Genomic DNA, 12,786 nt, shown 5'->3' with positions numbered 1-12,786 from the left:
CTCACCAATGACCACACCAACAATCAAACACACCGGAGACTACCTTGAAAATCCTCGCCTCGATCGCGCTGAGCGTGCTCGCGTTGGTCGCCACCGCCCCCGCCAATGCCGCCTATCCCGACAAGCCGGTCACCATCATCGTCCCCTATCCGGCGGGCGGCGGCACCGATACCGTCGCGCGTAAACTGGCGCGCAACTTCTCGCAGCGCTGGAAAATCCCCGTCATCGTCGAGAACGTCCCGGGCGCCGAAGGCCTGGTGGGATCGGAGCGGGTGCTGCGGGCGCCTGCCGACGGCTACACCCTGTTGTTCCAGATCAGCCAGATGATGCTCTGGAAGAAGACCATGCCCCAGGCCCGGGTCAATGCCGTCGAGGACTTCCGCTACATCTCCAAGATCCAGACTTCGCCGCTGGCGTTCGGCGTCTCTCCCAAGCTGGGGGTGAAGACCCTGGCCGACTACGTGGCGCTGTGCAAGGCAGGCCGCGCCGACTGCTCCTGGGGATCCGGCAGCGCCTATGCGCAGTTGATCGGCAAGCAGTTGATGGACGTGGCGGGCATCCCGAATGCGATCAATATCCCGTACAAGGGCACCGCCCCCATGATGACCGACGTTGCCGGCGGGCACATCGCCATGGCCGTGCCGGCCGTGACCTCCAGCCTGGGGCAGATCCAGGGCGGCCTGTTCCAATTGCTGGCGGTGGGCTCCGACCGCCGCTCCAGCCAGGTCCCGAACGCGCCCACCCTGGCCGAGGCCGGCTACGACGTCCACGGTGAAACCTGGTACGGGCTTCTCGTCGCGAAGAAAACGCCGCAGCCGGTCGTGGACGAAATCTCCGCCGCGGTGCGCGTGGCATCCCAGGACGCCGACCTGGTGGCCCAGATCCGCCACGATGGCGGCGAACCGGTCTTCAGCACGCCGGAGGACTTCACCCGCGACGTGACCCAGGAAAGCAAGCGGCTCGAATCCTTGCTGGAGAAGTACTGGACGGCGCCCTGAGGTCCGGCCGGGCGGTGGCCGCCACGCCCGCCCCCCTACTTCTTCGCGGACGAAGGCGCAAGCGTGGCCAGGTGCCGCTGGAGCGCTTCCCGCGCCCGCGCCGCGGCGTCCGCGTCCACGCGGTCGGCCAGCACGTCGGCGACCTGCCGCAGCTGCGACGCCGTGAGCCCCACGTTCATGCCGATGCGCATGTGCGCCTGCAATTGCGCTTCGGCGCCGGGCAGCGCGGAGAGCATGCCCAAGGTCGCCAGTTCGCGGCTTTGCCAATCCAGGTTGTCCCGCTCGAAGATGTCGCCGAACAAATGCGCGCGCAAATACTCGTTGGCCATCGGCGCGAACTCGAACAAGGGTCCCTCGACCGGTCCCCCCGACAGGGCGGTCTGGTTCGCCGTGCCCGCCGCCAGCAAGGCATCGCCCTTGGGTATGGGGCGGCTGGGCGCGCTGCCGGGGGCGTCCTGGATGCCGCGCTGCCTGCGCGCCTGCAGCACTTTCATCATTTCGCCCAGCGCATTCAGGCTGCGCGGGAAGCCGGCGTAGGCATAGAGCTGCACCAGCACTTCCCTGGCGTCGCTGACCGTCAAGCCTGCATCCAGGCCGCATTCCAGCGCGGCGCCGAGCCGGCCGATGTCGCCCGCGGCCGCGAACGCCGCGATGGGCACGAAGGCCTGCTGGCGCACCGTAAGGGTCGCGACGGCGTCGGCCATGGAGGAGGGGGATGGGTTCATGGATGTGGTTTCCTGCGCGGGAGATACGTGGACCGATACGCCGGTCAGGCTCGGCGCCAAGGCCCGCGCAACGGCGCGTTTCTGAAAGTGTCCGTCTCGCGGGCGATATCGCCGGCGTGCATGACACCGGCTTGCATGACACTTTAGGACGTCGGCTATCGATTGAGAAGATAGCTATTCCGCATACAGTGGTACAACAGATTCACCAATCGGCGCCAGATCTTGTCCGCGCGCGCCTTGGTGGCGGACACGGTTAGGGAGACAGGTCCGACAGCTTCTGCGCAGGACCCGCCTCGCCCGTGGCCAGCGCCAGTCCCGCGATCGCCGACAATGCCCCGCTATAGCTGTCCACGTAGGCATTCTCGGCCACCAGTATCTGGATTTGCGCCTGCGTGACTTCGATCAGGGATCCCACGCCGCTACGGTACGCGGCCAGCGCGGCGTCGTACGCGGTGCGGGAGGTCTTCATCAGGACGGTGGCCGCGTCATGAGACGCCAGGCTGGTCCGCAAGGCATTCTGGCCGGCGACGATCTGCCGCGCCGCCTCGTCCCGGGCGCGCGCCAGCCGCTGTTCGGCGCTGGCGGCATCGTTGCGCGCCTGCGCCAGCACGGCCGAACGCAGTCCGCCGTCATAGAGCGGCACCGTCACGCCCAGCAAGACGCTGGAACCGTACCGGCGGTTGTCCAGATTGACGGTGGCGGACTGTTGCCCGACGGCGGGAATGGCGTTGATGGCGGAGTGGCTGGAGTTGTACGCGGTCGAGGCCGACAGGAAGACCTTGGGCAGGAACGTGGTCTCCGCGGCCTTGGCCTTGGCCTGCTCCGCCTTCATGGCCGCATAGGCGCCCAGCACGTCGGGACGGCGCGCCAGCGACTCGGAGACAAGCGCGTCCACCGAATGGTCCAGGCTCGCCGGCAAGGGCCGCCGCGGCAGCGCCGCGATGCGCGGCTTGGACAATGGCGATACTCCCAGGGCAGTGACCAGGCCCAGATACGCATCGCTTTCCACGCCCTCCGAGGAAACCAGCGCCAGCCTGGCCTGCGCGACATTCTGTTCGGCCATGGCGGTTTCGATGACCGTGCCCACGCCCCGCTTGTAGCGGGCCCGCGCCGCGTCCAGCAGGATGCCAGCATTGTCCAGCGCCTGGCGATAATTCCGCGTACGCCCGCGCGCGGCATCGTACCGGTAGTACGCGATGCTGACCTCGTGGATGATCTGCTGGTGCACGCCGGTCCAGGCGATGTTGGCGGCGATGGACACCTGTTCGGCGGCTTGCACGCGCGCGTCCCGGCCACCGAAGTCGAACAGCAGCCATTGCAGGGACAGCGCGGCGACCCCGCCATGTATCGTGGAATCCAGCGACGAGCCGGAGTAAAGCCGGGTCGACGTATCGCCATGGCCGGTGAAATAGCCGCCCATGGCGGTGGCCGCCACATAAGGCAGGTAGGCGCTCTTGCCGATGCCGACCGCCAGCGCGGCGTTGCGCGCGGCGTTCCACGCGACCAGCGTGCGTGGATTGGACGACTGCGCCAGGTCGATCAACTCGGGCAGGTCATAGTCATGCGCGGGATCCAGGTCCGCGGCGGCAGGCAGTTGCGCCAGCTTCCTGTTGGCGGGCAGGGTGTAGTCGCCGCTGCCCTTGCCACCCGCAAGCGTGGGTGGCGCGGCGAGGATCTCGCCCTCGCCATCCGTGCTGGGATGCCAGGCGCCCCCGGGCTGCGCCGGCGCCAGGTCCAGCGAGGACGTGGCGCAGCCCGCCAAGCCCAGGGCGGCGGCCAGCACGATGAAGGAGGCGGTCTTGGCGTACACGTCAGGCCGACGCATGGACGGCGGCCTCCTTGTGCGCCAGGCGGGCGGCAATAGCATCGAGGCGATGCAGGCGTGCCCGTGTCGCCCCCGCGGCATCGGGTGCCTGCCCGCCCGCGAGGAAGAGCGGCGCCTCCAGCGTCGCCAGTTCGGCCAATGCCTGGCGGCGGGACGAGATCCAGGCCGGGGCGGGACGCACCCACGAAGGCTCGTAGGGAATCACCACGAGATCATCTTCGATGGCCTGGCCGCGGGCCAGGGCGTCAGCCGCCCGCGCGCGGCGCGCCACGGGATCGGCCAGTTGCGCAAGGCTGCGCCACTGCCGCAGCAAGGCCGCGAGCGCGTCGTCGATACGGGCGGCCACGCTTACCGGCCAGATGCGCGTGAAGACCAGGTAGACGACGAGATTGCCAAGCAGGATGCCGATGCTGCGGTCGCGCGCGACGGTCAGGTCGAAGCCGGGCGCCGGTCCCTGGAGCACGCACAGGAAAAAGGCGAAGGCGATCTGCAAGCCGGCATAGGCAATGCGCGGAGAGCCCACCGCGACCCAGGCCGACGCCGCGGCGCCCGCGAAGACGAGCAGCATCAATGCGCCGATCGAATCGATGGACGGCACGATGAAGGCCACCGCCACGCTGCCGGCGACCGCGCCCACCACGCAGCCCGCCAGCCGCAACGTCAGCTTCTGCACGGTCTCGGCGGTGGTGCCCAGGGACACTACGTAGCACGTGATGAAGCAGGTGTGTATGCCCTGCCAGTCCAGCTGCGTGTAGAGCAGATAGCAGAACATCGCCGCCCCCGTCGTCTTCAGGGCATAGACGACATGATCGGGATTGGTGCGCGCGTCGGGCAGGAAGAATCCATCCTTATGCCCCGCTTGCGGAGGGGGCGTCGCGGGTCCGGCGGGTGCGGGCGCCGCCGTGAAATGCACGATCGCCTCGCCCAGGCAAAGCCACGCCGCCCGCGCCAAGGGCGGCAGGTCGTCGGCCTCGGGCAGTTCCAGCGCGATGTCCACGGGGTAGCCGCCTTGCGCCAGCATGCCCGCCATGGCATCGAGCACGCCTGCCACCCGGTCGGCCATCGGCTCAGTCACCCGCTCGGCCGTCCGCCGTTCACCGAGCGTAGCCGACGCTTCCGCCGCGGGATCGCCATCGAGGGCCGCCACGGCCAGCATGATGGCCGTGCTGGCGGACGCGGCCTGCTTAAGGGCAGCGAGATCGGCCGCGTCGGCGCTGCCCTCCAGCCTGGCCAGCCTGAGCCAGGTCTCGACCTGTCCGTTGCCTTCGCGCAGGCAGGCGTCGAACGCCTCCCGCCCAGCCTCCGGCTGCCGCAGGCGCCGTGCCGACGCCGTCAGCCGCGCGGCGATCCGCAGGCTCGCCAGGCGGCGGGGCGAAGGCGCGAACAGCAGGTTGACGATGATGGTCAGCCCGGCGGGAATGGCCACCACCAGCCACATGTACAACAGGGCGCGCGTGGCGGCCTCTCCGTAAGGCAGCAAGCCCAGCTCGTCCAGCGCGAAACCGACGACCATGGCGATGATGCCGCCGACGGGCCGCAGCTTGCTTGCCGAGGTCAGATAAAGCAGGACGAAGGACAGCCCCGCCATGAAGCCCAGCCGCAGCACCGGATAGTCCAGGCTGGCCATCGCGATCAGCATCACCAGCCCGATAAGCAGCGTAACGAGCGTCATCATGAGCAGGACGAGGATGATGCTCGTCACCCGGTCCGACCGGTTGAGAAAGAACACCACATAGGCCGAGAGCGCCATTTCCGGCGTGCCGTACAGGGCGGCCACCAACACGGCCAGGGCGCAGATCAGCGCCAGCCGCAAGGACATCGCGCCGCGCCCGGGAAACGGCGCCAACAGCGCCGCCAGGCCGCGCAGGGGCGACACCCGCGGGTCAGCGGCAGGCCGGGCCATGGCGCACCTCGACGATGGCGCTGGCGCCCACGCGCAGCAGCTTGCTGTCGATTTCCTCCAACCGCACCCGGACCGGAAAGCGCTGGGCCACGCGCACCCAGTTCACCGACTTTTCCACCAGGGGCAGCGCACGCGGCAAGGTTACGCTGCCCGTATCGAGCACCCCGGCGCCGATGCCGATGACCTTGCCCGGCAGCGCGACGCGCCGATCGATCATCGAATAGACCGTCGCGCAGTCGCCCGGCGCGATGCCGGTCAGGTCGGTCTCGCGGAAATTGGCCACGGCGTACCATACGCCGGCATCGATCAGCGTGAAGATGGGCTGGGTGGGCAGCACCGTCTCGCCAGCCAGGACGGACAGCCCGGTAACGTAGCCATCGTGCGGCGCCCGCACCACGGTGTCCTCCAGCGCGTGCCGGGCGCGGGCCAGCGCGGCCTCCCGCGCGTGCAGGGCGGCCACCGCGTCGGCATCGTCGCCGATGGTGAGGACCGCCGCTTTCTCATGTTCCTGTGCCTGCCGCAGCGACACCGCCGCGTCCCGCTGCGCGACCTGCGCCTGGTCGTACTGCTGGGCGGGGATGTACCCTTGCGCGGCCAGCGGCGCCAGCCGTTGCGCCGTGCGGGCGGTCAGCGCGTAGTTCTGCTCGGCCCGCTGCCGCTGTTCCTGCGCGACGGCGGCGCGGCTGCGCTCGTCGATGAGGGTCCGGCGCCTTGACGCCAGCGCGGCCTGCGCCACCTCGACGTCTGCCTGGGCCTGGGCCACGGTCAGCCGATAGGACACCGGATCGATCTCGAACAGGATATCGCCCTTGGCGACGCGCTGGTTCTCGCGGACCGGCAGGCGGACGATGCGGCCGCCCACCGGCGAGGCGATATGCACGCGGTCGGCGTCTATGGTGGCATCGTCGGTGGACGGATAGCTGGCGCTGCGCTGGTAGGCATAGACCAGCGCGGCAAGCCCCAGCACGATGATCACCGCGGCGATGACGCGGCCCTTGAGCGTAGGTTTGCCGACACCCGCGAGCTTCATCGGTTCAGCCCGCGCCCAGCGCCCAGGCCAGCACCGCTGCCACCAGCCCGATGGCGGTGCAAACGGAAAGCTGGAGGGGAATGGTTCGCGACCAGCCCGTGGCGACGAACAGCCGGTGGGCCGCCAAGGCGACGAAGATACCGAGCACCGCACTGAACAACCAGTGCGGAAAATAAGCCCCGAACAGGGCGTAAGACGGCGCACCCATCGATTGCGTTCCCCGGCGAGAAGTCCCGTTGCCCCGGAGCATATCGCGCCGCGCCCCGGGAGTACATCCCCCGGTTACGTCTAAAGGTAATACTCCCGCGCCAGATGCTCGTGGTCGCGCTCCAGTTCGCTGGCCACGCCTTGCGCCACCACTTGCCCGGCGCGCAGCATATAGAAGCGATCCACCACCCGCGCCGCCAGCCGCATGTTCTGCTCCACCAGCACCAGCGCCACTTCCCCCTCGCGTTTCAAGGCCTGCATCATGGCGCCGATTTCCTGCACGAACAGGGGGGAAAGTCCCGCCGACGGCTCGTCCAGCAGGATCACGCGCGGCTCGGCCATCAGCGCGCGGCCGATGGCCAGCATCTGCTGTTCGCCGCCGGACATGGTGCAGGCACGCTGGTCGATGCGCTCCTTCAGGCGCGGGAAATAGCCGAACACCCGTTCCAGGTTGCGCGCATGGCGCGACTTCGCGCGCGCCAGGCAGCCCAGGCGAAGGTTGTCGCGCACGCTGAGGTCCGGAAACAGGTCGCGGTCCTGCGAAACTTGCAGCAGGCCGGCGCGCGCGATCCGATGCGGCGCGCCGGACCGCATCGTCTCGCCGAACAGGATCACCCTGCCGCTTTCATGCGGCAGGAAACCCGACAGGGCGTTCAGCAGCGTCGTCTTGCCGGCGCCGTTCGCGCCCAGCAGGCCCACGGCCTCGCCCTTGCGCAATTCGATGTCGATGCCCGCCAGCGCGGGTACCCGGCCATGGCGTACCGTCAAGCCGGCGACTTCGAGCAGGATGTCACTCTTGACCAAGATAGGCCTCCAGCACCGCTTTGTTGTTGCGCACGGCCTCGGGCTCGCCCTCGGCCAGGCATTTGCCGTAGTTCAGGACCAGGATGCGATCGGAGACGGCCATCACCAGATCCTGCACGTGCTCCACGAGCACGATGGCGATGCCCTGCCCGGCCAATCCCCGCAGGACGATGCCGAGCTGGTGCCGGTCGCTGGGCGACAGCCCCACCGCCGGCTCGTCCAGCATGATCAGTTGGGCATCGGCCACCAGGGCGCGCGCGATCTCGACCAGCCGCTGCTGGCCGAAGGACAGGTCGCCGGCGGTGCGGTCGGCCAGTTCCGCGATGCCCAGGCGCGCCAGGATGGCACGCGACCGGGCGACCGCCTCGCGCTCCGCCCGCCGCGCCGACGGCGCGCCCACCACGGTGCGCCAGAAGGCGTGCGGAATGGCCAGCTCCAGGCCGGTCAACACGTTTTCCAGCACGGTCATCTCGCGCAGGATGCCGTTGTTCTGGAACGTGCGCCGAATGCCCAGCGCGGCGATGTCGTCCGGCGCGCGGTCCAGCAAGGACTGGCCCTTGTACGAAACCTGTCCCGCCGCCGGCCGCACGAAGCCGGTAACGGCATTGAAGGCCGTCGTCTTGCCTGCGCCGTTCGGCCCCATCATGGTGAAGATTTCGCCCTGTTCCACCTGGAAAGACAGATCGTTGACGGCGGTCAATCCTCCGAAGCGCACCGTCATGTTCTCGACACGCAGCATGGGGCTACTCCTGGTACAGGCGCTCGCGGGCGCCTGGAATACGGTCGGCGATCAAGCCGCCTATGCCGCGCGGCATCAGGAACAGCACCGCCATCAGCAAGAGGCTGAACACGATCTCCTCCAGCCCCGGGAAATTGCGCAGCAGCTCCGGCGCGCCGGTCAGCAGCACCGCCCCGATGATGGAGCCGGCCAGGCTGCCCAGTCCGCCTATCATGACGATGGCGAAGTGCATCAGCATCTGCGAAAGGCCGAAGGTATCGGGCGACACCCGCCCATTGAGCAAGGCGTACAGCCCGCCCGCCAGGCCAACGATCAGGCCGCTCCAGGCGAAGGCGACCACCTTGGTGCGCAGTACCGCCACGCCGGTGGACGCGGCCGCCGCCTCGCTGTTGCGCACCGCCACGAAGGCACGGCCGACGCGCGACTTCACCAGCCCCCGGGTAGCGCCCAGGCCCAGCAGGACGACGAGCAGGAAAACATAATATTTGCCGGTTTCGTTCAGGCCGCGCCCGAACAGCGACACCTGGGGCACGTTGAAGCCGCTGGCGCCATAGGTGATGCCGTCGGCGTGCACATACACCCAGCGCATCAGCTCGCCGAAGGCCAGCGTGACGATGGCCAGGTAGTATCCCCGCACGCGCAGGGCCGGCAGGCCCACCAGCGCCCCCGCCAGCCCGCCCACCACCGCGGCTGCCACCAAGGCCAGCGGATAGGGCAGGCCCAGGTGCGCCATCGACAGGCCCGCCGCATAGGCGCCGATGCCGAAGAACGCCGCATTGGCGAAGGCCAGCTGGCCCAGGTAGCCGATCACCACGTTGAAGCCGATGGCCGCCAGGCTGTACACCAGCATGGTGTTGACCACGAACTGCACATAGTTGTTCACCGCCAGCGGCAAGGCCAGCAGCAGCAACAGCGCGACCAGCCAGGGCAGCTTGTTTTTCTTCTGTCGTTCAGCCACGATCCCGCCTCCAGTTTCCCAACAATCCCTGCGGACGTATCAGCAGCACGATGATGATGACCACGTACGCGGTGATCTCCACCAGCGCGCTGGACACGTAGCCGCCCGCCAGGTTCTCCACCACGCCCAGCGTGATGCCGCCCACCACCGCGCCGGGCAGCGAACCGAAGCCGCCCAGGGTCATGGCCGCGAAGCCGCGCACCAGCATGTGCCCGCCCATGTCCGGATAGACCAGGGTATTGGGCGCGATCAGGATGCCCGCCAGGGCCCCCATGGCGGCGCCCGCGCCCCACATCAGGTTGCGCAGCAAGGGCACGTTGATCCCCGACAGGGACGCGCCCCGCGGCGTCTCGGACGCGGCCTCCACCACCTTGCCCAGCTCGGTCCGCTGGAAGAAGACGAAGGACGCGGCCACGACCACCAGCACCACACCCATGATGAGCATGTCCTGCGGCGCCAGGACCACGTCGCCGAAGAACACCGGATCGCCCGCCATCAGGGGAGGCAGCGCGACGACCTCGCGGCCGTAGAAAAAGCGCGCGATCCCCTTGAACAGGTAGGACAGCGCCACCGTCATCATGGCCAGGCTGATATGCGGCGCGTGCTGCAGCGGCCGCATCAACCCCCGCTCCACCGCCATGCCCACCGCGAACAGCAGGCATAGCGAGAACAGCAGGCTCCAGCCATAGCCCCAGCCCAGGGTCTGCAAGGGCACGAGCACGGCGAAGGCGCCCAGCATGAAGAATTCGCCGTGGCAGAAGTTGACGATGGTGGTGGAACGAAAGAGGATGGTCATCCCCAGGGCGATCAGCGCGTACACGCACCCCACCGCGACGCCGCTGACGATCAATTGCGCGAGCATGATGGCTTACCGTCCCCGCGCGCTCACAGGCCCGAAGGATAGGCCGAGACGATCGTGGGCTTGCCGTCCTTCATGTAGATCATCTTGCCCTGCTTGATGCCCGCGTGGTCCTGCGCCGTGAACGTGAGCGGCCCGGACTGGATGCCCGGATCGAAGTTGTTCAGCTTGTCCAGCTCGGCCATGAACTTCTCGCGCGTCAGGTCCGGACCGGCATTCTTCAGGGCCTGCACGATCGCCAGCGCGCCCGTCATGCCCATGAAGCTCAAGGTCTCGACCGGGTCCTTGGGATGGGCGGCCGTGTAGATGTCCTTCCACTTCTTGAAGCCCGCGGCATCCAGCGTGGCGGAAAGCGGATAGAACACGAACAGCTCCCTGGTCGCCGCCGGATTGCCCACCCGCTTGACCATGTCCTCCAGCGACACGCCCTGCGTCGCGATGGTGGGCGCCTTGATGCCGTACTTGTTGGCGTCCCGCAGGTAGATCGTCAGCTCGGGGGGATAGAGGATCGCCAGCACGGCGTCCGGCTTGGCGGCCCGCAAGCGCAACAGCTGCGACGTGGCGTCGGTGCTGCCGCGCTCCAGGTAGACCGTCTCGACGGGTTCCAGGCCCTTGGCCTTCAGCGCCGCGATGGCGGGATCGATGTGCGACTTGCCCCATTCATCCGAGTGGCTGATGATGGCCACGCGCTTGGCGCCCGGCTTGCTGAGCGCGAAATCCACCATGGCATTCGCCACCGTGGCCGTGGTCGCGACCGGATGGAAGATATTCGCCTGGAACGGCGAGGAGATCGCCGTGCTGGCCGCACCCAGCACCATGAACGGCAGATCCGGATGATTCTTCAGCTCAGGCTTGATCGCCATCACGGTGCCGCTGCACCAGCCGCCGTGGATCATGAAGACCTGGTCCTGCGCGATCAGCTTCTTGGTGGCGGCGATGGTCTTGTTCGGATCGCAGGCGTCGTCCTCCACCACCACGTCGATCTTGCGGCCGTTGATGCCGCCGTTATCGTTGACGTTCTTGTAGATCGCCGTCGCGCCCAGCAGCGGCAGCGAGCCGACCGCGGTCGGGCCGGTCAGCGGACCGAACATGCCGATGCGGATGGTGTCCTTGGTAATGCCCGTGGTATCGGCGGCGTGGCCGGCGAGCGGCAGGAGGGCGAACGTTGCCACCGCCAGACGATGGCGCAGGGATTTGCCTAGCATGATTGTCTCCTTGGGGATTTTTTGTATCGTTTTTACTGGCCTGCCCTTCAACCCGGCTTGGCGAGCCTCGCGGCTTCCGCGCCGGACAGGCGTCCGAACACGGCGCCGCGCAGCACCGACGTGGCGCCCGTATAGGTTCCGTAGTACAGGCCCACCGTTTCTCCGGCGGCATACAGCCCCGGTATCGGATCGCCGTCGGTATTGAGCACCTGGCCGCGGATATTCACCTTCAATCCGCCGAAGGTAAAGCAGTTTCCGCAAATAATCGGATAAGCCATATACGGCGCACGGTCGATGGGCCGCGCCCAGTTCGACTTGCGTGGCCGGTAGCCGTCGCGCGTCGCCAGGCCGTCCGTCTTCAAGGGATCGAACGCGCCGCCGCCGCAGGCGCCGTTGTAGGCCTGCAGGGTGGCCTGCAAGCCGGCGGCATCCACGTCCAGGGCCGCGGCCAGCTCCGCCACGCTATTGGCGCGGATGGGCGGCTGGTCCGAACGCACGCTGCTGCGCCAGTTGGGAACATCCTCGATGCGCGCGTCGAACACCGCCCAGGCGATGCCGTCGGGCTGCTCGTGGATCACGCGGGTGATCGATTCGTAGGTCGCATCCACGGTGGCGGGCGCTTCGTCGATAAAGCGCTCGCCACGCTTGTTGACCAGCACGCCGTAGTTGAAGACCAGCACGATGGGCTCGGGCGCGCCGGAGCGCGGATCCAGCGGCTCGGCGTGGAACTGGCCGAAATCCCCGGACGGCGCCGCACCGGCGGCCAGCGCCATGCGCAGGCCTTCGCCCTTGTTGTAGTAGCCGCCGCGCGCCACGGGGCGCAGATAGCGTGCGCGCGGTCCCAGGTACTGCGCCAGCATTTCCGGGTTGCCCTCGAAGCCGCCGCACGCCAGCACGGTCGCCGGCGCGCGCAGCGCGAAGGGGCGGGCGTCCGGACCGGTCGCCACGACGCCGGCGATGGTGCCGTCGTCGCCGCGCAGGAATTCGCGCGCCGTGGTGCGGTAGTAGAAATCCGCGCCGTGCTTTTCGGCCCAGGCCGCCAGGGCCTCGACCAGCGCCAGGCCGCCTCCCACCGGTCCCATGCGGCTGGTGCAGGTCGTGATGAAATAGCCCGGCAGGAAATCGAAGCGCACGCCGAAGGTCTTGAGCCAGGCAATCGCGTGGCCGGCATTGTCGGCGAAGGTCGATATCAGCTCGGGGTCGGCGAAGCCCAGCACCTTGACGATGGACGACCAGTTCTCGTAGGCGCCGGCGGCTTCGGACACCAGCTCGGGATCCAGGTAATGGCCCGCATTCTCGGCGAAATGCGATTCGAAATCGTCGGCGACCTCGGCCTCGCTTTTCATGCGCATCATGGCTTCGGTCCAGCGCGTGTTGCCGCCCCGGTCCTCCATCGGCGCGCGCTCCAGGATCGCCACCCGCGCACCGGCCTGCATCGCGGTCACCGCGGCGCTCAGCCCCGCGATGCCGCAGCCCACCACGACGACGTCGTATTCGCGGGCCTGGTTTTTTATGTTTGTCTCGCTCATTTCC

Annotated in this window: 12 protein-coding genes; 1 reads left to right on the top strand and 11 read right to left on the bottom strand. The window is 68.1% G+C overall.

From position 1 onward, the window contains the following. Window positions 1-44 precede the first annotated feature (44 nt). A complete protein-coding gene (locus C7R54_RS20590; protein ID WP_129152294.1) occupies window positions 45-998 on the top strand; it encodes a Bug family tripartite tricarboxylate transporter substrate binding protein in 954 nt (317 codons plus the stop codon). 35 nt (window positions 999-1,033) lie between these two features. Here the strand turns inward: C7R54_RS20590 and C7R54_RS20585 are convergent, their stop codons facing one another. From C7R54_RS20585 to C7R54_RS20535, 11 genes are all read right to left on the bottom strand, one after another. Continuing rightward, window positions 1,034-1,723 (bottom strand): carboxymuconolactone decarboxylase family protein, encoded by a 690-nt coding sequence (locus tag C7R54_RS20585; protein ID WP_240039628.1) that lies wholly within the window; start codon window positions 1,721-1,723, stop codon window positions 1,034-1,036. A 253-nt stretch (window positions 1,724-1,976) separates the two neighbouring features. Continuing rightward, window positions 1,977-3,548, bottom strand: a complete 1,572-nt coding sequence (locus C7R54_RS20580) for a TolC family protein (protein ID WP_129152293.1) — start codon at window positions 3,546-3,548, stop codon at window positions 1,977-1,979. Further along, window positions 3,535-5,451, bottom strand: a complete 1,917-nt coding sequence (locus C7R54_RS20575; RefSeq protein ID WP_129152292.1) for an FUSC family protein — start codon at window positions 5,449-5,451, stop codon at window positions 3,535-3,537. The genes C7R54_RS20580 and C7R54_RS20575 overlap by 14 nt, the downstream gene beginning before the upstream one ends. Then, complete coding sequence (mdtN, locus tag C7R54_RS20570; protein WP_129152291.1) at window positions 5,432-6,481, bottom strand: multidrug transporter subunit MdtN; 1,050 nt, start codon at window positions 6,479-6,481, stop codon at window positions 5,432-5,434. Before mdtN ends, C7R54_RS20575 begins: the two co-directional genes overlap by 20 nt. Window positions 6,482-6,485: 4 nt before the next feature. After that, window positions 6,486-6,731 carry a hypothetical protein gene (locus C7R54_RS20565; protein ID WP_240039627.1) on the bottom strand — a complete coding sequence of 82 codons (246 nt, stop codon included), beginning with the start codon at window positions 6,729-6,731 and terminating at the stop codon, window positions 6,486-6,488. A gap of 38 nt (window positions 6,732-6,769) precedes the next feature. Beyond that, window positions 6,770-7,492 (bottom strand): ABC transporter ATP-binding protein, encoded by a 723-nt coding sequence (locus C7R54_RS20560; protein WP_240039626.1) that lies wholly within the window; start codon window positions 7,490-7,492, stop codon window positions 6,770-6,772. Next, window positions 7,479-8,231, bottom strand: a complete 753-nt coding sequence (locus C7R54_RS20555) for an ABC transporter ATP-binding protein (RefSeq protein ID WP_129152289.1) — start codon at window positions 8,229-8,231, stop codon at window positions 7,479-7,481. The genes C7R54_RS20560 and C7R54_RS20555 overlap by 14 nt, the downstream gene beginning before the upstream one ends. 4 nt (window positions 8,232-8,235) lie before the next feature. After that, window positions 8,236-9,189: a branched-chain amino acid ABC transporter permease gene (locus C7R54_RS20550; RefSeq protein ID WP_204524363.1), complete on the bottom strand. Its 954-nt coding sequence runs from the start codon at window positions 9,187-9,189 to the stop codon at window positions 8,236-8,238. Further along, window positions 9,182-10,051 carry a branched-chain amino acid ABC transporter permease gene (locus tag C7R54_RS20545; protein WP_129152288.1) on the bottom strand — a complete coding sequence of 290 codons (870 nt, stop codon included), beginning with the start codon at window positions 10,049-10,051 and terminating at the stop codon, window positions 9,182-9,184. The genes C7R54_RS20550 and C7R54_RS20545 overlap by 8 nt, the downstream gene beginning before the upstream one ends. 23 nt (window positions 10,052-10,074) lie before the next feature. Continuing rightward, window positions 10,075-11,253, bottom strand: a complete 1,179-nt coding sequence (locus C7R54_RS20540; RefSeq protein ID WP_129152287.1) for an ABC transporter substrate-binding protein — start codon at window positions 11,251-11,253, stop codon at window positions 10,075-10,077. A 47-nt stretch (window positions 11,254-11,300) separates the two neighbouring features. Further along, window positions 11,301-12,782: an FAD-dependent oxidoreductase gene (locus C7R54_RS20535; RefSeq protein WP_129152286.1), complete on the bottom strand. Its 1,482-nt coding sequence runs from the start codon at window positions 12,780-12,782 to the stop codon at window positions 11,301-11,303. Window positions 12,783-12,786: the final 4 nt, after the last annotated feature.

It is taken from the genome of Achromobacter aloeverae (genome assembly GCF_004121055.1).
Lineage (GTDB): Bacteria > Pseudomonadota > Gammaproteobacteria > Burkholderiales > Burkholderiaceae_B > Bordetella_C > Bordetella_C aloeverae.
The sequence above is the reverse complement of the archived record's forward strand: the minus strand, read 5'-3'. Positions and strand labels throughout refer to the sequence as shown.